General features: G+C 63.6%; 22 protein-coding genes. 16 read left to right on the top strand and 6 right to left on the bottom strand.

Annotated features, from left to right (window positions below):
• Positions 1-6 precede the first annotated feature (6 nt).
• The 6 genes from PC358_RS05190 (at position 7) to PC358_RS05165 (ending at position 6,572) form a co-directional block, all read left to right on the top strand.
• On the top strand, positions 7-1,290 hold the full coding sequence (locus tag PC358_RS05190; protein WP_371925412.1) for a c-type cytochrome: 1,284 nt from the start codon (positions 7-9) through the stop codon (positions 1,288-1,290).
• A gap of 136 nt (positions 1,291-1,426) precedes the next feature.
• Positions 1,427-2,449, top strand: coding sequence for a LacI family DNA-binding transcriptional regulator (locus PC358_RS05185; protein WP_033697973.1), 1,023 nt, complete (start codon positions 1,427-1,429; stop codon positions 2,447-2,449).
• A gap of 64 nt (positions 2,450-2,513) precedes the next feature.
• The gene (locus PC358_RS05180) at positions 2,514-3,287 is read left to right on the top strand and encodes an AP endonuclease (protein ID WP_033697972.1); all 774 of its coding nucleotides are present in this window, start codon (positions 2,514-2,516) and stop codon (positions 3,285-3,287) included.
• On the top strand, positions 3,280-4,230 hold the full coding sequence (locus PC358_RS05175; protein ID WP_033697971.1) for a sugar kinase: 951 nt from the start codon (positions 3,280-3,282) through the stop codon (positions 4,228-4,230). The genes PC358_RS05180 and PC358_RS05175 overlap by 8 nt, the downstream gene beginning before the upstream one ends.
• A 63-nt stretch (positions 4,231-4,293) precedes the next feature.
• Positions 4,294-5,601, top strand: coding sequence for an MFS transporter (locus PC358_RS05170; RefSeq protein ID WP_033697970.1), 1,308 nt, complete (start codon positions 4,294-4,296; stop codon positions 5,599-5,601).
• Complete coding sequence (locus PC358_RS05165) at positions 5,598-6,572, top strand: 2-hydroxyacid dehydrogenase (RefSeq protein ID WP_033697969.1); 975 nt, start codon at positions 5,598-5,600, stop codon at positions 6,570-6,572. Before PC358_RS05170 ends, PC358_RS05165 begins: the two co-directional genes overlap by 4 nt.
• Positions 6,573-6,590: 18 nt before the next feature.
• Here PC358_RS05165 and PC358_RS05160 read toward each other — a convergent pair whose 3' ends face one another.
• Entirely contained in the window at positions 6,591-7,556 is a 966-nt protein-coding gene (locus PC358_RS05160; protein WP_033697968.1) for an endonuclease, read from the bottom strand.
• A 320-nt stretch (positions 7,557-7,876) separates the two neighbouring features.
• On the opposite strand from PC358_RS05160, the gene codB reads away from it, so the two are divergent.
• The 5 genes from codB (at position 7,877) to PC358_RS27890 (ending at position 13,080) form a co-directional block, all read left to right on the top strand.
• Positions 7,877-9,142, top strand: coding sequence for a cytosine permease (codB, locus tag PC358_RS05155; RefSeq protein WP_033697967.1), 1,266 nt, complete (start codon positions 7,877-7,879; stop codon positions 9,140-9,142).
• The gene (locus PC358_RS05150) at positions 9,139-10,356 is read left to right on the top strand and encodes a PucR family transcriptional regulator (protein WP_033697966.1); all 1,218 of its coding nucleotides are present in this window, start codon (positions 9,139-9,141) and stop codon (positions 10,354-10,356) included. Before codB ends, PC358_RS05150 begins: the two co-directional genes overlap by 4 nt.
• A gap of 4 nt (positions 10,357-10,360) precedes the next feature.
• On the top strand, positions 10,361-11,602 hold the full coding sequence (codA, locus tag PC358_RS05145) for a cytosine deaminase (RefSeq protein WP_033697965.1): 1,242 nt from the start codon (positions 10,361-10,363) through the stop codon (positions 11,600-11,602).
• A 246-nt stretch (positions 11,603-11,848) separates the two neighbouring features.
• On the top strand, positions 11,849-12,841 hold the full coding sequence (locus tag PC358_RS05140) for a DNA-binding protein (protein WP_033697964.1): 993 nt from the start codon (positions 11,849-11,851) through the stop codon (positions 12,839-12,841).
• Positions 12,842-12,909: 68 nt separating this feature from the next.
• Positions 12,910-13,080, top strand: coding sequence for a DUF6021 family protein (locus PC358_RS27890; RefSeq protein ID WP_167334456.1), 171 nt, complete (start codon positions 12,910-12,912; stop codon positions 13,078-13,080).
• Positions 13,081-13,117: 37 nt separating this feature from the next.
• Here the strand turns inward: PC358_RS27890 and PC358_RS05135 are convergent, their stop codons facing one another.
• Positions 13,118-13,369, bottom strand: coding sequence for a hypothetical protein (locus PC358_RS05135; RefSeq protein WP_033697963.1), 252 nt, complete (start codon positions 13,367-13,369; stop codon positions 13,118-13,120).
• 8 nt (positions 13,370-13,377) lie between these two features.
• Positions 13,378-13,878, bottom strand: a complete 501-nt coding sequence (locus tag PC358_RS05130; protein WP_033697962.1) for a DUF4142 domain-containing protein — start codon at positions 13,876-13,878, stop codon at positions 13,378-13,380.
• Positions 13,879-14,047: 169 nt separating this feature from the next.
• Here PC358_RS05130 and PC358_RS05125 point away from each other — a divergent pair, with 169 nt between their 5' ends.
• The 3 genes from PC358_RS05125 to PC358_RS05115 are packed head-to-tail and all read left to right on the top strand — an operon-like array spanning position 14,048 to position 16,693.
• Positions 14,048-14,290, top strand: a complete 243-nt coding sequence (locus tag PC358_RS05125) for a hypothetical protein (RefSeq protein ID WP_033697960.1) — start codon at positions 14,048-14,050, stop codon at positions 14,288-14,290.
• A complete protein-coding gene (gene xth, locus PC358_RS05120) occupies positions 14,287-15,081 on the top strand; it encodes an exodeoxyribonuclease III (protein ID WP_033697959.1) in 795 nt (264 codons plus the stop codon). The genes PC358_RS05125 and xth overlap by 4 nt, the downstream gene beginning before the upstream one ends.
• Before the next feature lie 43 nt (positions 15,082-15,124).
• Positions 15,125-16,693 (top strand): sensor domain-containing diguanylate cyclase, encoded by a 1,569-nt coding sequence (locus PC358_RS05115; RefSeq protein WP_033697958.1) that lies wholly within the window; start codon positions 15,125-15,127, stop codon positions 16,691-16,693.
• Positions 16,694-16,720: 27 nt separating this feature from the next.
• Here PC358_RS05115 and PC358_RS05110 read toward each other — a convergent pair whose 3' ends face one another.
• Together PC358_RS05110 and PC358_RS05105 are read right to left on the bottom strand one after the other, a co-directional pair.
• Positions 16,721-17,227, bottom strand: a complete 507-nt coding sequence (locus PC358_RS05110; RefSeq protein ID WP_033697957.1) for a GNAT family N-acetyltransferase — start codon at positions 17,225-17,227, stop codon at positions 16,721-16,723.
• Between the two features lie 34 nt (positions 17,228-17,261).
• Entirely contained in the window at positions 17,262-17,975 is a 714-nt protein-coding gene (locus tag PC358_RS05105) for an MgtC/SapB family protein (protein ID WP_033697956.1), read from the bottom strand.
• Between the two features lie 415 nt (positions 17,976-18,390).
• Here PC358_RS05105 and PC358_RS05100 point away from each other — a divergent pair, with 415 nt between their 5' ends.
• Positions 18,391-18,858, top strand: coding sequence for a sterol desaturase family protein (locus tag PC358_RS05100; protein WP_033697955.1), 468 nt, complete (start codon positions 18,391-18,393; stop codon positions 18,856-18,858).
• A 2-nt stretch (positions 18,859-18,860) separates the two neighbouring features.
• On the opposite strand, the gene PC358_RS05095 is transcribed toward PC358_RS05100, so the two are convergent.
• Positions 18,861-19,760: a bile acid:sodium symporter family protein gene (locus tag PC358_RS05095; protein WP_033697954.1), complete on the bottom strand. Its 900-nt coding sequence runs from the start codon at positions 19,758-19,760 to the stop codon at positions 18,861-18,863.
• A 196-nt stretch (positions 19,761-19,956) separates the two neighbouring features.
• On the opposite strand from PC358_RS05095, the gene PC358_RS05090 reads away from it, so the two are divergent.
• Entirely contained in the window at positions 19,957-20,838 is an 882-nt protein-coding gene (locus PC358_RS05090) for a Dyp-type peroxidase (RefSeq protein ID WP_033697952.1), read from the top strand.
• Positions 20,839-20,908: the final 70 nt, after the last annotated feature.

The raw sequence follows: 20,908 nt of genomic DNA, 5'->3' as shown, positions 1-20,908 counted from the left end.
AAGACAATGTTGATCGCAACGGCCCTGTGCGCTGCAAGCCTGACGGCTCAGGCCGACAGTACGCTGATCAAGCAGGGCGAATATCTGGCGCGCGCAGGTGACTGCGTGGCCTGCCACACGGCCAAAGGCGGCAAGCCGTTCGCAGGCGGGCTGCCCATGGAAACACCCATCGGCACAGTGTACTCGACCAATATCACGCCTGACGCCAGCGGTATCGGCCATTACAGTTTTGAAGACTTCGACCAGGCCGTGCGCCATGGCGTCGGCAAGGACGGCAGCACCTTGTACCCCGCCATGCCGTACCCCTCGTATGCGCGCGTCAACGATGAAGACATGCGTGCGCTGTATGCCTACTTCATGCAAGGCGTCGAGCCGGTTGCCCAGCCCAATAAGGCGACGGATATTCCATGGCCGTTGAGCATGCGTTGGCCGTTGGCGATCTGGCGCGGGTTGTTCGCCCCAGAAGTGAAAGCCTGGCAGGCCTCGGCGGCTGCCGACCCGGTGGTCAATCGCGGCGCCTACCTGGTCGAGGGGCTTGGCCACTGCGGTGCCTGCCATACCCCGCGCGCCTTGACTATGCAGGAAAAGGCGCTGAGCCCGCAGGATGGCGAGCAGTTTCTGGCAGGTAGCGCCCCGCTTGAGGGCTGGATCGCCAAGAGCCTTCGCGGCGACCACAAGGATGGCCTGGGCAGCTGGAGCGAAGCGCAACTGGTGCAGTTCCTCAAGACTGGCCGAAGCGAGCGCAGCGCCGTGTTCGGCGGCATGAGCGATGTGGTCGAGCACAGCATGCAGTACATGAGCGACGCAGACCTCACCGCCATTGCCCGTTACCTCAAGACGTTGCCCGCGAGCAATCCTGACGACAAGCCGCATGTGTATGACAAGCAGGTCGCACAAGCGCTTTGGAACGGCGATGACAGCAAGCCCGGCGCGTCGGTGTACATCGATAACTGCGCGGCCTGCCACCGTACCGATGGCCACGGCTATACCCGGGTATTCCCGGCATTGGCCGGCAACCCGGTGGTGCAGACGGCCGATGCGACCTCGCTGATCCATGTGGTACTGGCCGGCGGCACGGTGCCTGCCACACACACGGCCCCGTCGAACTTGACCATGCCGGCGTTCGGTTGGCGGTTGAGTGACCAGGAAGTGGCGGATGTGGTCAGTTTCATACGCACCAGCTGGGGGAACCAAGGTGGGGCGGTGAAGGCGGGCGAGGTCGCCAAGTTGCGGACCGATGACATGAAGCATACGTCGGGGGATGACCTTGGGCAGGTGACAACCCATTAACCCTCAGGGGGCGCTCTGCGCCCCTTACGCTTTGGTCAAGGTAAATCCCGACGAACGGTAGATGACTAAATGCGCCGGTTTTGATGTATTGAAACCGGTTTCATACCGTCACCGACAATAATCACAAGGGACACCGATGACCGACATGCTTGCCAATACCCGTGAGCGGGTGACCATCAGCGAAGTAGCCCGTGTCGCCGGCGTATCCAAAGCCACCGTCTCGCGCTACATCGGGGGTGATCGCCAGTTACTGGCCGAGGCCACCGCCAAGCGCCTGGCAGAGGTCATCGAGCGCCTCGGCTATCGCCCCAACCAGATGGCCAGGGGCCTGAAGCGCGGGCAGACCCGGCTGATCGGCATGTTGGTGGCGGACATCCTCAACCCTTATTCGGTGGCGGTGATGCATGGCGTCGAAACCGCCTGCCGCCAGCACGGCTACAGCCTGGTGGTGTGCAACACCAACCGCGACGACGAGCAGGAGCGCCATCACCTGGTGGCCCTGCAGTCTTACAACGTCGAGGGGTTGATCGTGAACACCCTCGGCCATCATCCCGGCGAACTGCTCAACCTGCAGCGCGAAATCCCCATGGTCCTCGTCGACCGCCAATTGCCGGAGCTCAAGGTCGACCTGGTCGGCCTGGACAATGCCGATGCCGTCGAACAAGCCCTGGACCACCTGCAGGCGCAGGGCTACCGCGACATTCTGGCAGTCACCGAACCCCTCGACGGCACCAGCTCGCGTGTTGAGCGGGTGCAGGCGTTCGGTGCGTCCATCAGCCGGCGTTCAGGGATGCGCCACCAGGTGCTGGAAGTCACCCCAGGCCTGGGAGCCGGCCTGGCTTCGTTTCTTGCGGCCAGCGGCCATGGCCCGCAGGCCATCTTCACCTGCAACGGCGTGGCCACGCTGGCCGTTACCCGCGCCCTGCACGACTCGGGTTGCAGCTTGTTCGAGGACGTCGGCCTGATCGCCCTCGACGAACTGGACTGGTACCCCTTGGTCGGTAGCGGCATCACCGCATTGGCCCAGCCCACCGAGCGAATCGGCGTGGCCGCCTTCAACTGCCTGCTCGACCGTCTGCGCGGCGAAAGCGCGGCACCCCGACGTATCGACTTCAAAGCCGACCTGATCATCCGAGGCTCAACACACTCACGCGAATGAACCACAGGCACGTGGCGGTTAGGCCGTGTCGAAAAATGAAACCGGTTTCATAAGGACAATAACAATGCGCTCGAACCCCGTTTCCATCAGTCTTTCCAGCTACGGCGCCACCTTGGTACGCCAGCGCGGTCAGGCGCACTTTCTGGGCTTGCTCGCCGCCGCAGGCGTTGCCCGTGTCGAATTTCGCGAAGAGCTGTTCGACAGTGCGCCGGACACCGCCGCGCTGGCCAACGCCATCGCCGCGTCAAAGCTCGAATGCCTTTACTCGACACCCCTTGAACTGTGGACCGAGCAAGGCCTGCCCGATGCCCGGCTGACACAGAAACTGGCGTTGGCGCGCGCACTAGGCGCGGTCGCGTTGAAGGTGTCCCTGGGGCACTACAACGACCGCTGCGATGTGGGGGCGTTGGCAACGCTGATACCTCACGACGGCCCTGTGTTGTTGGTCGAAAACGACCAGACCGAGCAGGGCGGGCGCATCGAGCCGATGCGCCGGTTCTTCCAGCGCGCCGACGACCTTGGCCTGGCGCTGGGCATGACCTTCGACATCGGTAACTGGCAATGGCAAGCGCAATCGGCGCAGCAAGCGGCCCGCACGCTTGGGCGCTGGGTGCGTTATGTGCACTGCAAGGCGGTCGAACGCAAGCCTGACGGCCGGCTGGCCGCAGTGCCCCCGCAAGTTGAAGACCTGCAGGCCTGGGAGGCCTTGCTGGGCGAGTTCACGCCCGGTGTGGTGCGTGCGGTGGAATACCCCTTGGTCAGCGACGATTTGCTGACATTGACCCGTGCTCAGGTCGCCGCCCTGTCCAAACTGGGCGAGGAGGTGAGCCATGCATGAGCATGACGTGCTGTGCTTTGGCGAGACCATGGCCATGTTCGTGGCCGAGCAGACCGGCGACCTGGCGCAGGTCGGGCAGTTCGGCAAGCGTATCGCTGGGGCCGACAGCAACGTGGCCATCGGCCTGTCGCGCCTCGGCTTCAAGGTCCGCTGGTTGAGCCGCGTCGGCAACGACTCGCTGGGCCGCTTCGTTCTCGACAGCCTGCGCCGCGAAGGGCTGGACTGCACTGATGTCGAAGTCGACTGCAAACACCCCACCGGCTTTCAGCTCAAGGCCCGCTGCGAGGATGGCAGCGACCCCGCCGTGGAGTACTTCCGCGGCCACTCCGCTGCCAGCCTGCTATCGCCGAACCAGGTCCGCCCGCATTGGCTGCAGGCCCGGCATCTGCACGCCACCGGCATCCCCTTGGCGCTTTCGACCGGGTGCAGGGCGTTGTCCCACGCGCTGGTGGACGCCATGCGCGCGGCCGGGCGCAGCATTTCGTTCGACCCCAACCTGCGCCCCTCGCTGTGGCCAGACCGCACGTGCATGGTCCGCGAGATCAACGCCCTGGCTGTCAAGGCCGACTGGGTGCTGCCCGGCCTGGAGGAGGGGCGCCTGCTGACTGGCCAGCACACCCCGGCGGACATCGCCGCGTTCTACCTCGACAAAGGGGTGGAGCTGGTGGTGATCAAACTGGGTGATGAGGGCGCCTATTTTCGCACCGGCAGATGCGAGGGCCAGGTGGCTGCGGTGCCGGTGGCCAAGGTGGTGGACACCGTCGGCGCCGGTGACGCCTTTGCCGTCGGTGTACTCAGTGCCTTGCTCGAAGGCCGCGAACTGCCGCAGGCGGTGGCACGCGGCAACTGGTGTGGCAGCCGCGCCGTGCAGTCGCGCGGCGATATGGAAGGCTTGCCGCTGCGCCGCGAACTGGAGGAGCACGACCTGCGCAGGCGCGCTTGACGGCCTGATCCCGAACCCTTGGTACCTGTTGCAACAAAAACAAAAAGCTCAGGAGCACACATCATGCAAACGACAAGTCTCGCGCGCCGCCGCTGGTGGTACATCATCCCGATCGTGTTCGTCACCTACAGCCTGGCGTACCTCGACCGCGCAAACTATGGGTTCGCCGCCGCTTCCGGCATGGCCGACGACCTGAAGATCACCCCGGTGCTGTCGTCGCTGCTGGGGGCGCTGTTCTTCCTCGGTTACTTCTTCTTCCAGGTACCCGGCGCCATCTACGCCGAAAAACGCAGCGTGAAGAAGCTGATCTTCGTCAGCCTGATCCTCTGGGGCGGCCTGGCTACCCTGACGGGCATGATCAGCAATGTGTACATGCTGATCGGCATCCGCTTCCTGCTCGGGGTGGTGGAAGCCGCGGTAATGCCGGCGATGCTGGTGTACCTCTGCCACTGGTTCACCCGCGCCGAACGCTCGCGGGCCAACACCTTCCTGATGCTCGGCAACCCGGTGACCATCCTGTGGATGTCGGTGGTGTCGGGCTACCTCATCAAACACTACGACTGGCGCTGGATGTTCATCATCGAAGGCCTGCCGGCGGTGATCTGGGCGTTCTTCTGGTGGCGCCTGGTGGATGACCGGCCAGCCCAGGTCAACTGGTTGAGCGCGCAGGAAAAGGCCAGCCTGGAGCAAGCCCTGGCAGCGGAACAGCAGGGCATAAAGCCTGTGAAAAACTACCGCGAGGCGTTCCGTTCGCCGCAGGTGATCATCCTGTCGATGCAGTACTTCTGCTGGAGCATCGGGGTTTATGGCTTCGTGCTCTGGCTGCCCTCGATTCTGAAGCAGGCGGCGAACGTCGACATCGTGCAGGCGGGCTGGCTGTCGTCGGTGCCGTATCTGGCAGCGGTGCTGGCCATGGTCGGGGTGTCCTGGGCTTCGGACCGCTTGCAGAAGCGCAAGCGTTTCGTCTGGCCACCCTTGCTGATCGCGGCGCTGGCCTTCTATGGCTCGTATGCCTTGGGCAGCGAGCATTTCTGGTGGTCCTACGCACTGCTGGTGATCGCCGGGGCCTGCATGTACGCGCCCTATGGCCCGTTCTTCGCGATTGTCCCGGAAATCCTCCCCAGCAACGTTGCCGGTGGCGCCATGGCGCTGATCAACAGCATGGGCGCGCTGGGTTCCTTCGGCGGCTCTTGGCTGGTGGGTTACCTCAATGGCGCCACCGGCGGGCCGGGCGCCTCTTATCTGTTTATGTGCGGCGCGTTGCTGACCGCCGTCGCGCTCACGGCAGCGCTGAAAACAACCCAAACGCCTGGCCGTGCCAAACGGGGCGGCTCCCACCTGGCAATGAGCCAACAGGAAACCCTGGTATGAAAAAGCGAATCGTGCTGTACAAACGCCTGTCCGACGACCTCATGGCGCGCCTGCAACAACAGGTTGAAGTGACCTGGGTGGATACCACGCGGCCGGACGGCCTGGCCCGCCTGCGTGATGCCTTACCCGGCGCTCAGGGGCTGCTGGGCGCGAGCCTGCGCCTGGACAGCAACCTGCTCGACCTGGCCCCGCAATTGAAGGTGATCGCCAGTGTGTCGGTGGGGGTCGACAACTACGACATTGCCGACCTGACCCGGCGCGGCATCATGCTGACCAACACCCCAGACGTACTCACCGAAACCACCGCCGATACTGGCTTTGCCCTGATCCTGGCCAGTGCGCGTCGGGTGGTGGAGCTGGCGGGCTGGGTGCGTGACGGCCAGTGGCAGGCCAGCCTCGGGCCGGCGCATTTTGGCAGCGACGTGCATGGCAAGACCTTAGGCATCGTCGGCATGGGGCGCATTGGCCAAGCGCTGGCGCGGCGCGGTGCGGCCGGCTTCGGGATGCGCGTGCTCTACCACAGCCCACGCCCCAAGCCAGAGGTGGAGGCGCTTTACGACGCGCGCCATTGCAGCCTGGACGATCTGTTGCAACAGGCGGATTTCGTGTGCCTGACCGTACCGCTGAGTACCAGCACCGAGGGCCTGATCGGCACCCGCGAGTTGGCACTGATGAAGCCGCAGGCGTTTCTGGTGAACATTGCACGGGGGCGGGTGGTGGACGAAGCCGCGCTGATCGCGGCCTTGCGTGAAAAACGCATCCGTGGCGCGGGCCTGGACGTGTTCGTTCAGGAACCCTTGCCGAACGATTCGCCCCTGTTGCAACTGGACAACGTGGTGGCGACCCCGCATATCGGCTCGGCGACGCACGATACCCGCGAGGCCATGGCGCGCTGCGCCGTAGACAACCTGCTCAGCGCGCTGGCCGGTGAACGCCCGGCGAACCTGGTGAACGAAACGCCCAGGCGCTGACCCGACGGGGCGCGGCCGTTACCGGCAGTTGCCAGCCTTGCGGTAGCCCGCAGCCTGCGCCTCGCCTTCGGAGCCGAACATCACCTGGTTCTTCGAGGCCACCTGGGCGTAACCCGGGCAACCATTGGCCAGGTGATAGACATGGCTGTTGCGGTTGCCGAGCACTGCGCCGGTTGCTGCGCTGCTGGCCAGGCTGGGCTTGGCCGCGTCCTTGGCGGGCTTGGCCGGCAGGGCTTGCACAACGCCGCTGCCAACGGGCTTGTAGTCGGCTGTCCATTTGCGCTCGCCGGTCACGAACGGGTTGGCATGCCCCATGATGGCGGCGATGCGCCGGTTGCGCTCCTGCTCCCAGGCCGAGACGGGGTGCTGCTTGTCCCAGGCCATCAGCAGTTGTTGCTGCTGGCGCGACATGCTCAGCTTGTAGCGGTCGAACATGTAGAACGTAGTGCGGGCAACCAGGCCTTTGACTTCGTCACGGGGTTCGGCAGCACGCTGTACGAAATCGACCTTGGTCGGGCATTGGCCATATTGGCCGGCGTTGCCGGCAACCATGCCGTAGTTGAAGTTGCTGCGGTCACCGTTGACCTCGCCCACGGCCGGGTACAGGTTGAACAGGTCGGCTTCCATGGCGCGGAAGACCGGGTCGTCATCGACACAATGCTCGCGACCGCCGTTCTTCCAGCACTGGCGCTGATTACCGAAGGTATAGGCGGGCACGATGTGTTCCCACTCGGTACGCTCGGCGCGGTTTTGCTGCTTGCGGGTCTCGTATCCGCAGGAGGCGGCGTCGATGCGCCCACCCGACTTGCCCACCCAGGTCCATTTGCAACCGCAATACAGGTCACCCATGGCGCTGCTTGCCTGGTCCAGGTAGATCTTCTGTTTGGCGACGACCTTGGCTTCGGTGAAGGTCGAAGGCGGGTTGGCGAAGGCGGGGAGGTTGACGGCGAGCAACAGGGATACGGCGTAGAGCAGTTTTTTCATGGGGGAAAGCAGATTTCAGAGACGGGCACGCATTGTAATCAAAAAAAACCTAAGTAACTGATTTTACTAGGCTGTATGAAGCCGCCTGGGCAACGCCGCCGGGCTGGGTAAAAACTACCCAGTATTGTTCACCTTTGGTGCGTAGCTGCATCAAATCAAGGCATCAAGCACACACCCTGTTCGGATGAGCCCTGCTTTAATAGGCACAGTGCACATCTTATGCTGTGCCGTTCGCCACCCATTTCGAGGGTTGCCACCTGCTGTGAAAGCGGCCCGCATATTGCTCTACCTGCTCCAACTACCACCCGGAGCCCCGTGCAATGAGCTCACCTACCGATTTCCCGCTTTGCGAAGCCCCGCGCGCTTCCCGCAAGGGCCTGTTGCCCATTGCCATGGTGTTGTTCAGCTTCACATTCTTTACCGGTACGATGTTCGCCGGTGGCAAGCTGGGCATGGCCTTCAACTTTGCCGACATGCTGTGGGTGGCCACGGTCGGCAACACGTTATTGGCTTTGTATGCCGCCACCCTGGCGTTCATCGCGTCACGCAGCGGCCTCAACACCGTGCTGATGGGCCGCTTCTGCTTTGGTGAGGCGGGCAGCCGGCTTTCGGATTTTCTGCTGGGTTTCGCTGAGCTCGGCTGGTACGCCTGGGGCACGGCCACGGTGGCAATCGTGCTGGTCAAGCTGTTGGGGCTGGCAGGGGGCTTTGCCGTGCCCTTGATGGTGCTGTTCGGCTTGGGCTTCAGTATCACGGCCATCATCGGTTTCAAAGGGCTGGACGTGCTATCACGGGTTTCGGTGCCATTGATGTTCGCGCTGCTGCTGGTGTCGATGTACATCGCCACGCGCGATGCCGGTGGGTTTGCCGGCCTGGCCGCGGTGGTGCCGCACGAAACCATGACTTTTTCGGCGGCCGTGACCATGGTGTTCGGCACCTTCGCCAGTGGCGCCACCCAAGCCACCAACTGGACGCGCCTGGCGCGCAGCGGGCGGGTGGCGGTGGTGGCCAGCATCGTCGCGTTTCTGCTGGGCAATGGCCTGATGGTGGTCGCCGGGGCCTGGTGCGCGATGGTGTATCAGCAGGCCGACATCGTCGAGGTGATGCTGCTGCAAGGCCTGTCATTCGCGGCCGTGGTGATGTTGTGCCTGAACCTGTGGACGATTCAGGGCCCGACCCTCTACAACGTGTCGGCAGCGGCCTGCCACCTGCTGCGCAGCGAGCGCCGGCGCACCGCGACACTGGTCGCGGCCGGGGTGGGGATCATGCTGGCCATCGGCGGCATGTACGAAATGCTGATCCCGTTCCTGGTGCTGCTGGGCTCGGTGATTCCGCCGGTGGGCGGTGTAATCATGGCCGACTTCTGGTACCGCCACCGCGGCCAGTATCCGGCGCTGGGCGCAACGGCCCTGCCGCGTTACAACCGGGTGGGGCTTTTTGCTTATGCCGTAGGTGCGGTATTGGCGTATGCCTCGCCCTGGGTCGCGCCGCTGGTGGGCATTGCTGCTTCGGCGCTGTGTTACATCGTCATGCTTGAACTGAGCGGGCGGCGCCGGGTGGTAGGCGAGGCGGGTGTCGAGCCGTGAGTCTGGCACTGGATGAAATTCTGCACCTGCCCGGCCTGCAGGAGATGACCGTGCGCGCTGGCGCGCGCAACCTGCAGCGGCGGGTGCGCTGGCCTTATGTAGCCGAGAACGAAGGCATCGCCGAGTGGGTGATGGGCGGCGAGCTGGTGTTCGTTACGGGCATCAACCACCCGCGTGGCGAGGCCAACCTGCTGAGCCTGGTGGAGGACGGCGAGGCCGTGGGCATCGCGGGCCTGGTTATCCTTACCGGTGGTACGTACATCCAGGGTATCCCGGCCAACGTGCTCACGCGTGCCGAGCAACTGGGCTTGCCGTTGATCGAGCAGCCTTATGCGCTGAAGATGGTGGTGGTCACCCACCTGATCGGGACGGCGCTGGTACAAATGACCCAGGTGCGGCGTTCGCGCAACGATATCCTGGGCCAGCTGTTGACCGGTGACTATCCAAGCCTGGCGATCGCCCGGCAACGCGCGGCCCACCTGGCACTGGCGCTGGACGAGCCGCGGCGTCTGCTGGCGCTGCGCTTGTCGGGCGTCGATGGCTTGTTCGAGCGCCATGGGCTGGCCCAGGGGGAGCGGGTGTGGCAAGGCGTTCGCCAGGCCCTGGAAGACCAGTTGGAAGCGTGGAGCCGTGGTAGGCCGGGCACCGTGACCGCGCACTTGCCGGGTGACCTTTTCGTGCTGTTGCTGCCGGACGCTGCCGGCCTGCCAGCCACGCTGGCCGCGCTGCACCGGCAATTGGTCGCTGTGGCCGGGGAGTTGGGCCTGTACATGGGCCTGTCGAGCCGTGCCGAGGAGTGTGCCCACTACCGCCATGCACTCAACGAGGCGCGTCAGGCCTTGGAGGTGGCGCAAAACCTGCGCCCGGCCAACGGCTTTTGCGACTTCAGCGAACTGGGTGTACTGCGCCTGCTGCAAGGTATCGTCGATCGCTCGTTGATCGACGATTTCGTCGCCCAGACACTTGGGCCGTTGATCGCGCCGGGCCGCAAGCATCCCAATACCCTGGTGCATACCCTCGACGCCCTGCTCAAGGAGAATGGCAATGGGCTGAAGGCCGCCCAGCGCTTGGGGCTGCACCGTAATACCATCAACCAACGCATTCAACGCATCGAACAACTGAGTGGCCAGTCCCTGGACGATCCGCTTTTTCGTATGAACGCTTCGGTGGCCATGCTGGTTTGGCGCATGACCGAAGCCCAAGGCAAGGAGTAACGCCATGAACATCATCAATGCACGCCTGCGGGGCAAGGCTGGCTTGTTTCGCATCGAACTGAACGGCGACCGCATCGCCAGCATCCAGCCCCAGAGCGGTACGGTGGCACCAGGGGCCAGCGATGACCTGGATGCCGGGCAGAACCTGGTGGTAGCCCCCTTCGTCGAGCCGCACATCCACCTCGACGCCACCCTCACTGCCGGCCAGCCGAAGTGGAACATGAGTGGCACCTTGTTCGAAGGCATCGAGCGCTGGGCCGAACGCAAGGAAATCACCACCCACGAAGACATCAAGACCCGCGCCACCAAGACCATCGGCATGTTGGTCGACCACGGCATTCAGCACGTACGCACCCATGTCGACGTCACCGACCCCAAGCTCACCGCGCTCAAGGCCATGGTCGAGGTGCGTGAAGAGGTGCGCCACCTGGTCGACCTGCAAATCGTCGCCTTCCCCCAGGAAGGCATCGAGTCGTACGCCAACGGCCGGGCGCTGATGACCGAAGCAGTTGCCATCGGCGCCGATGTGGTCGGTGGTATTCCGCATTTCGAGAACACCCGCGACCAGGGCGTGTCGTCGGTCAAATTCCTGATGGACCTGGCCGAGCGCACCGGCTGCCTGGTGGATGTGCACTGCGACGAAACCGACGACCCGCAGTCGCGCTTCCTCGAAGTGCTGGCCGAGGAGGCCCGCGTGCGGGGCATGGGCGCCCGGGTCACGGCCAGCCACACCGTGGCGATGGGCTCTTACGACAACGCCTACTGCTACAAGCTGTTCCGTTTGCTCAAGATGTCGGGCATCAACTTTGTGTCGTGCCCGACCGAGAGCATTCACCTGCAAGGGCGTTTCGACAGCTACCCCAAGCGCCGCGGGGTAACGCGCGTGGCGGAAATCGACCGCGCGGGCATGAACGTGTGTTTTGGCCAGGACTCCATCGTCGACCCGTGGTACCCGCTGGGCAACGGCAACATCCTGCGCATCCTCGAGGCCGGGCTGCACATCTGCCACATGCTCGGCTATGAAGACTTGCAACGCTGCCTGGACCTGATCACCGACAACAGTGCACGTACGCTCAACCTGGGGGATCGCTATGGCATCGAGGTCGGGCGGCCAGCGAACCTGCTGTTGCTGTCGGCGCCGGATGATTACGAGATGGTCCGCAGCCAAGGGTACGCGCTGGTGTCGGTGCGCAATGGCAAGGTGCTGATGCGACGTACGCCTTCGCAGGTCGAACGCTTGGCCTGACCCCGCTACAGGCTTCAATCGAACGCCCCGCAGGCTTTGGCCTGGCGGGGCGTTTTGCATTCTGCGTGACGCTACTCGACGACTGCCGTACGCGTTTCCCACTCGAAATTGTCATTTCCAGCGCCTCACATGCGATAAGCCGTGATTATTCCATGTGATTTAGTACTTGAAATACCCTCGCCGCGCAGTCAAAATTGGCATGTAATTACATGTTACGTACCATGGTACAAAATCGTAGGAGCAAGCATGGCCCGGGGCGGTATCAACAAGGTGGTGGTGCAGCAGGCGCGTCAGGCTCTGATCGCCCGTGGCGAGAACCCCAGCATCGATGCAGTACGCATTGAACTGGGGAATACGGGCTCGAAAAGCACCATTCACCGCTACCTGAAAGAGCTCAACGAGCAGCAGGCCGTGGCTAAGGCAGGGCCCGCAGGGTTGAGCGAGACGCTTGGGCGCTTTGTCGGGCAGTTGGCCAGCCAACTGCAGGAAGAAGCGGACGCGCGCATCGAAGAGGCCGAAGCTGTTTTCACCCAGCAGCGCGAGCAGCTTGAAGGGCAGTTGCAGCTGGCCCAGCAGGCCCTGGCTGCGGGCCACCAGCAACAGCAGATACAGGCCGCTGCACTGGCCGCCGAGTCGGAAAAACTGCTTTCGACCCAGAGCACTTTGCAGGCAGAACAACTGCGCAGCGCCAGCCTCAACCAGGCATTGGGCGAGTTGCAGGTGCGCCTGGGCGACAAGGAAGAGCAGGTGCGCTCACTGGAAGACAAGCATCGCCACGCCCGCGATGCGCTGGAGCATTACCGCAGCGCTAGCCGTGAGCAGCGCGAGCAGGAGCAACGCCGCCACGAGGCGCAGCTGCAGCAACTGCAAGTAGAAATACGCCAACTGCAGCAGGGCATGATCGTCAAGCAGGATGAACTGACCAGACTGCACCGCGATAACGAGCGCTTGTTGGGCGAACACCGGCAGGCCAGCAACGACCGCAAGGCGCGTGACGAACTGCTGGAGCAGCGTGACGCGCAGATCCAGGGCTTGCGCACGATCCTGGCCCAGGCCCAAGGCGCCAGTGAGGAGATGCGCCGGCAACTGGACGTGCAAACGCAGTTGCTTGACGCCAAGCGCGAGCAGCACGCCGAACAGGTGCGCCAGGTGCAGCATCTGGAGGCTGAGCTACTGGAGCGCGATGAGGCGCTGAAGGCCTGCCACACGCAATTGAGTGAACACACCCAAGCCAAATAAGCCCTTAGATAAATCAAACTTCCTCGGGCGGGTGCTTTCTTCCGTAGACCTTCACAGGAGACAGTGCCATGCATACGCCAGGACCAAAGCAAACCCCGGAGAAGGGGCCTCACTCGTCCGATCACGCGGATAAAAAGGAAGACTTGGGTTTTGACCCCGACTCGCCAGACCTGGAAGACCCCCAGGTAGACCCGCAAGGCCCGGCCATCGCGCCCCGGGACGTCGAGAAAGACCAGTGAGCTACGGGGCCGCCGAGCGGCCCCGCATTCACCGTGGTTAGCCTTGCGATTGCTTAGCGGCTTCCACGCCCGAAGAGGACAGCTTGATCGGGTAGTGCAGGCTGACCTGGTGGTTGCCATCGACAGCGACGCTGCCGTCGTGAATCAATCCGTCGTCCTGAAGCGTCTTGAGCATGCCGGCTACCACTTTTTCACCCCGGTAGTTGTCCAGCACTTCCTTGCCCAGCCCCTCAGGGTGGGCGTGCAGCAGACGGGTCAACACTTCAGCGCGCAATGCATCATTAGTCATGTCTGGCCTCACTTGCCGTGTTTGGCCTGAAGCGCCTTGGCATGCTCCAGGTGCTGTTCGAGTTTAGGCAGTGTGTCGCTGGCGAATGCCTTCAGCTCAGCCTTGTCGGACGATGCGGCTTCTTTCTTGAACAGTTCGACGGCCTTTTCATGGGCGTCGACCTGGTTGTTGATGTAGGACTTGTCGAAGGATTCTTCACGCCATTCCAGGATCATCTTCTTGACCTTGTCGGTCAGTGCCGCCTCATCGGGCACCGAAATGTCCAGCTTGCGGGCAATGTCGCCGAGTTTCTGGTTGGCCTGGGTATGGTCGGTGACCATCTGCTGGGCGAACGCTTTGATGTCGGCATTCTGGCTTTTCTCCTTGGCCAGGTTGCCCGTTACCACTTCGGCGATGCCCGCTTCGGTCGCCGCGTCGACGAAATCATCGGAACTCGCTGCCATTGCATGCACCGACGCCAGGCCCAGCGCCATGGATAGCCCCACGCGCTTGATGAACAGACTGCTCATGCTTCACTCCTTAACCGTTGGCACGACTTCAGTGTCGCGTACGGTTGAGCATGCGCAGGCGCTAAAGGTTTAAAGTTTTTCCCGACTGGCGCTCACCTCGCCAGCAAGGTTGAACGTTGAGCGAGGGCAGGGCTCACACATTCAAAGCAGGCAGCGAGGAGCCACGCACATGAGCATTGACCGCAGCATCCCCGAGCTTGAGGCCTGGTACGCCCAGTATGACGATGTCAGTTACCGGCGCGAGTCGCCGGACGCCTACCATCATGAGCTGGTGCGCACGGCCGAAGCCCTGCGCGACGATGGCGCCATCGACTGGGATGACTGGTTGCAACTCAAGGCGATGGCCGACCAGGCGCACATCAACGCGCTCGCAGATGCGGTGCGGGCGCATGTGGAAGACCCGGACGCATGAAAGCGCTGAAGATCGCCACCTTCAATATCAACGGTATTCGCAGTCGGCTACCGGCTTTGATTGCCTGGCTGGAGCGAGAAAAGCCTGACATCGCCTGCCTGCAGGAGCTGAAAGCGCCCGATCAGCAGTTCCCCCGCGACGCGCTCGAAGCCGTGGGTTACGGCTGTTTGTATCAGGGGCAACCTTCGTGGAACGGCGTTGCCATTCTCGCCCGTGACAGCGAGCCGCTGGAAGTGCGCCGCGGCCTCCCAGGCATGGAGGTGGATGAGCAGAGCCGCTACCTGGAGGCCGCCGTGCAAGGGCTGGTCATCGGCTGCCTGTACCTGCCCAACGGCAACCCGCAACCCGGGCCAAAGTTCGACTACAAGCTGCGCTGGTTCGAATGCCTGATCGAACATGCAGCCCGCTTGCGCGCGAGTGAGCACCCGGTGTTGCTGGCGGGAGACTTCAACGTCGTGCCCACCGATTTCGACATCTATAACCCGCGCTCCTGGCTCAAGGACGCGCTGCTGCAGCCTGAGTCCCGAGACTGCTACCAGCGCTTGCTAAGCCAGGGCTGGACCGATGCGCTACGCCATTTGCACCCGGACGAGCGGGTCTATACCTTCTGGGACTACTTTCGTAACCACTGGCAGCGTAATGCCGGGTTGCGTATCGACCATCTGCTGCTCAACCCGGAACTTGCGCCTTACCTCAAGGCCGCCGGGGTAGATGCCTGGGTGCGCAACGAACCCAAGGCCAGCGACCATGCCCCGGTGTGGATCGAACTGGCGTCACGCAAGCGGCGCTGAACTATAGTGATAAGCGGCGAACGCGGGATCGCAAGGGAATAGAATGTGCGCAGCCAGGCAACAGGATGATGAAGGGCACCTCGCGGTAACCAGCGAGGGCCGTGCCGTGGGGCTGTTCCGCCTGGTCCTGGCGTTCATGGTAGTGGTGATGTTGGCTTTCGTGGTGGTGGAGGGCTGGCGCATCTGGCGCGACTACCGCCATGCCTTCAGCAACGCCGAGAACATGGTGACCAACCTCGCCCGCGCCACGGCCCAACATGCCGAAGACGCCATACGCCAGGTGGATGTAGTGACCGCATCCTTGGCCGAACGCCTGGAAGGTGACGGCTTCGAGCATATGGACCGCCCGCGGCTGCATGCCTTGCTGGCCCAGCAAAAGGCGCTTATGCCGCAGTTGCATGGGCTGTTCGTGTATGGCTTCGATGGCAACTGGCTGGTCACCGACCAGGCGGCCATACCGCCCAATGCCAACAATGCCGACCGCGACTATTTCGTTTATCACCGCACCCATGCCGACCACCAGGTACGCATCGGCTCGGTGGTGCGCAGCCGCTCCACGGGCGACCTGATCATCCCCATCTCCCGGCGCCTGGAGTATGGCGATGGGCGTTTTGCCGGGGTATTGCTGGGCACCATCAAGGTGGACTGGTTCGTGCGCTACTACGGCGATTTCAAGATCGACGAGCGTGGCGCGCTGGTACTGGCCAAGCGCGACGGCACCATTCTGGTTCGGCGGCCGTTCGTGTCCAGGATGGTGGGGCGGACACTGGCCAACAGCGATATCTTTCGCAACCACTTGCCCTATGCCAGCGAAGGGGTGGCCGAGGCGGTGGCGGTAGTGGATGGCACGCCACGGCTGTATGCCTACCGGGCCCTGTCGAGTTACCCGCTGGTGGTCGAAGCCGGGCTTTCCCGGGAGTCCATCGTGGCACCGTGGCGGCACGATGCGATCAAGTCGGTGGCTGCCTTGCTGCTGCTGTTGGTGGGGTTGGCGGCGTTTGGCGGGGTTGTCTTGCGCCAGCTGCGCGAGCGCATTGTCATCGAGCGTGCGCTGCACCAGGCGCACCAGACTTTGCGCTCACTGGCGCTGACCGACAGCCTGACCGGGCTTGGCAATCGTCGGCGGCTGGATGCGGTGCTCGCACCGGAGCTACGGCGGGCACGCCGGCAGGGGCACTCGGTGGCGCTGGTGATGCTCGACCTGGACTACTTCAAGGCTTACAACGACCGTTATGGGCACCTTGCCGGGGATCAGTGCCTGCAGCGTTTCGCCGAGCTGTTGCAACAGGCATTGAGGCGCCCGGCGGACTTGGCGGTGCGCTACGGCGGCGAGGAGTTCACGCTGCTGATGCCCGACACTGATGGGCCGGGCGCCGAATTGGTCGTTCAGGCGCTGCAGCAGCTGCTGCGCCGGCATGTGATCGAGCATGGCGGCAGCCCATTGGGGCGCGTGTCGTTCAGCGCTGGGATTGCGATCGGCGACCTGGCCCGCGACACGATCACCGCCGAACGCCTGATGGCGGCGGCGGACGGGGCGTTGTATCAGGCCAAGCGGCAGGGCCGGGACCGTTACTGCCTGGCGGATAGCGTGGCGGCAGGTGTAGACCCCTGAACTGACATGACAGCAAGGGTGCGCAGCTCAGTCGATACGCAGGCGCATCGCGCAGCGGCCCTTGAGCCCGTGGGCAGCTTCGCTGGCCAGAATCTGCCGCAGCCGCGCGCGCAGCAGGCCTTCGTCAAGGGTTTCGAAGCCATAGCGTCTGTAGAACGGCGCATTCCAGGGCACGTCGGCAAAGGTGGTCAAGGTCAGTTCCCGGGCGCCTGATGCGCGGGCCACCGTGACCAACTGATCGAGCAGCTTGCGCCCGATACCTTGCCCTTGCGCCTCACGGCGCACGGAGATCTCATGAATGTGCAATGCCTGTTGCTCATACCCTGCGCACGCAAAACCCAGAATCTGTCCGGTGTCAGCCTCGGCCAGCCAGCTTGCACCGCCGTCGACGCAGGCCTGATGGGTGGTGATGTCCAGCACATCACCTGCAGCCAGCCAGGCCAGCGCCGGCAGGCTGGCGAAAGCCTGAGCGGCTGATCGCTCGACCTCGGCAAGCCTGGGGATGTCACGGGTAAGGGTAGGGCGTATAAGCACAAGTCGGTCCTGCAAGCCGTCGGGTGGGTGGGCGTCAGTCTGCCGCCGCCACCTGCGGCTGCAGCTGCCAGCGCACCGAGCTTACACCCTTTTCCAGGCTTACCCGGCTGACCAGCCGCTCCAGTTGCGCCGGCGCCTGCGGGTTGCCAAGCAGCTCGGCGCGTACTTCAAGACGCGCCGGGTTGGGCAGGTCCTCACTGTGCAGCGACTGCAGGCGCAGCTCAGGGTCGCCCAGGCTGTGCAGCATCAGGCTGCGCACCTGGATTTCGTCCTCGGCGCGGCACACCACGCGCACCTCGAAGCGTTGTTCCACTTCAGTGGCCGGCACGATGTCCTGGCGGTCCAGGCGCTGGGCGATATCACGCAGCAGGATGTTGGCGCACAACACCGCCAGGCTGCCCAGGGTGGCCTCCAGCAGCAGGCCAAGGCTGCACAGTACGCCAACGGCGGCCGTGCACCAGAGGGTGGCGGCGGTGTTCAGGCCGCGCACGTTGAAGCCGTCGCGCATGATCACGCCGCCGCCCAGAAAGCCGATGCCCGACACCACATAGGCAGCAACGCGCGAGGCATCGTTGGCGGCCATGCCCGGCACTGCCTGGGTCATCAGCACGAACAGACAGGCACCGGTACTGACCAGTGCATTGGTGCGCAGGCCGGTCAGGCGTTGACGCAGTTGACGCTCGGCGCCGATGAGTGCGCCCAGCAGCAGGGCGACGCTGACGCGCAGCAGAAAGACTTTCCAATCCATAGCAAACCTCTTCCACGGGCACAGGCCCGCATGAACGCCATCACGTGTTGGCGTGGTTGAATAACCAGAAAATGCGCAGGGCCACAAAGGGTAGGGGAAAGAGGAAGGCTTCAGCCAGGAAGGCTGGAGAAAACCACCATCACACCATGACGGCGAGACAGTGGCAGGACACTGCCGGACTAGCTCGCCAAGTGGGCCTGTCGCAAGCGACTGGGGCTACTGTCCAATGCAGGACTCCTGTTCAGGGATGCGAAATTGCGTCGCGGACCTTACGCCGCGAGGTAGACGAGGTCAAGGGCAAAAACATGACAACGGCTTCATCCAGAAAGTGCCTACAGCCCGTCACGGCTTCATGGAAAAAAAAGCCGGCAGTCGTTACCCTTGCGCCTTCCCTTGATACTGCCCGGGCCCTTACATGCTGTTCAATCTCGCCGTGCTGTTCGGCACACTGGTGGCCATGGAGGGCGTTGGCACGCTGGCTCACAAGTACATCATGCATGGCTGGGGCTGGTGGCTGCATCGCTCGCACCACGAGCCGCACCTGGGCATGCTCGAGACCAACGACCTCTACCTGGTGGCGCTGGGGCTGATCGCCGCCGGGCTGGTGGCGCTGGGCAAAGGCGGGTATGCACCGCTGCAATGGGTGGGCGGGGGAGTGGCAGGGTACGGCGTGCTGTATGTGCTGGCCCACGATGGCGTGTTCCATCGCCACTGGCCGCAGAAACCGCGGCCGGTCAATCGCTACCTCAAGCGGCTGCATCGCGCCCATCGTCTGCACCATGCGATCAAGGGCCGCAAGGGCACTGTGTCGTTCGGCTTCTTCTACGCCCCCCCGCTCAAGGTGCTGAAGCGCCAATTGCACAGCCGTCGCGTCCGGCCCTGACCTCAGTTGACCGGCTCGCCTTTGGCCTCTGCCGTGGTTGCGCCGTGCCCACGGCTTACCCACCAGCCAAAGCCGGCTGCGGTAAAGAACATGATCAGGCTGTAAAGCGCCGCCGGCACCGCCATGGTCGGGTTGTTCAGCAGCGAAGGGCTCAACGCCAAGGCGATCGCCAGAGTGCCGTTGTGGATGCCGATTTCCATGCCGATGGCGATGGCTTGGCGCTTGGGAATGTTCAGCAGCCGCGGCACCCAGTAGCCCACCGACAGGCTCAGCAGGTTGAACAGCAGGGCGGCCAAGCCGACTACCGGGGCGTACGCCAGCACGGTCTGCCAATCCTTGGCCAAGGCCAGCACGATGGTGAAGGCCAGAAACAGCGCCGCCACCAGCTTCATGGGCTTTTCCATGCGTGCAGCGAAGCCCGGTGCAAAACGACGGATCAACATGCCCAACGCCACCGGCAGCAGCACAATCGCGAACACCTGCATGACCTTGGCGAACTGCAAGGGGATCGCCTGGTCCGACGCCATGAACCAGCCCAGTGACAGGTTCACCAGCAGCGGCATGGTAAGGATCGCGATCAACGAGTTGACCGCCGTCAGGGTGATGTTCAACGCCACATCACCGTGGGCCAGATGGCTGAACAGGTTGGCCGTGGTGCCGCCCGGCGAGGCGGCCAGCAGCATCAGCCCCACCGCCAGGGCAGACTCCAGGCCAAAGCCGTTGGCGATCAGGAAGCACACCAGTGGCAACAACAGAATCTGGCAGGCCAGGCCAATTACCACCGGCTTGGGGTATTTCACCACCCTGGCAAAATCGGCCAGGGTCAGTGACAGCCCAAGGCCGAGCATGATGATGCCCAATGCCAAGGGCAGGAAGGCGGTAAGCAGGGGCGAGGCAGTCATGGAGGGCTCTCGGGTCAAGGCGTCGTACGAAGGATTCCGAGAAGTGTAGGCCGCGCTGTATTGATAGCTAATTGCAAAGCGCCATCTCTTGGTAACCTTTTGTTACCGAACTGGTCGCCTGCAGCGTCTGCATGCCGCGTTGCGAAGGACGTGCCGGCGCAGTAGCATGCGCGCTTTTACCAAGGATTAGCCTGTCATGCCGTTTCAGCAAGGTCTGCTTGCCACGCCGGTGCCGGCCCATGCCCGCCACCTGTTCTTCACGCTGCACTCCCCCGAAGCGTTGCCCGCTGCACTCGACGCCTTGCTGCCGCAGGTAGATGGCGAACAGCTGATCCTTGGCGTCGGCGCACCCCTGGCCAAGGCCCTGGGCCGCGAAGTCCCGGGCTTGCGGGCCTTCCCGCAGCTGGATGCTGCGGTCGAGAACCCAAGCACCCAGCACGCCCTGTGGCTTTGGCTGCGGGGTAACGAGCGGGGTGACTTGTTGCTGCGCGCCCAGGCCCTGGAGCAAGCGCTGGCACCGGCACTGCACTTGGCTGACTGCATCGACGGCTTCCTGCACCGGGGCGGGCACGACCTGACCGGCTATGAAGACGGCACCGAAAACCCGGTGGACGAAGAGGCTGTGCAAGCGGCCATCGTCGACGCTGGCCAGCCCGGCCTCAGGGGTTCCAGCTTTGCCGCGTTCCAGCTGTGGAAGCATGACCTGACGTACTTCAAGTCGCTGCCCCAGGCAGACCAGGACAACATCATCGGCCGCCGCCTGGCCGACAACGAAGAACTCGACGACGCCCCGGCATCCGCACACGTCAAGCGTACCGCCCAGGAAAGCTTCGAACCTGAAGCGTTCATGGTCCGTCGTTCGGTCGCCTGGGCCGACGCGCGAGGCGCAGGCCTTGCCTTCGTTGCCCTGGGCCACAGTTTCGATGCCTTCGAAGTGCAACTGCGGCGCATGAGCGGCCTGGAAGACGGCATCATCGATGGCCTCTACCGTTTCAGCCGGCCACTGACCGGCGGCTACTACTGGTGCCCACCTCTGGGTGATACCGGCCTGGACCTGCGCCTGCTGTTGCAGGCCTGATCGCTAAACATCCAGATACAGAATCACTCGCCGGCGCAGGGTAGAGCGGCTAGCCTTGAAAGTTTCCGAT

Source organism: Pseudomonas capeferrum (genome assembly GCF_000731675.1).
Classification (GTDB): Bacteria; Pseudomonadota; Gammaproteobacteria; order Pseudomonadales; family Pseudomonadaceae; genus Aquipseudomonas; species Aquipseudomonas capeferrum.
Note: the sequence above shows the minus strand (reverse complement) of the source record. Positions and strands in the feature narration are given on the sequence as shown.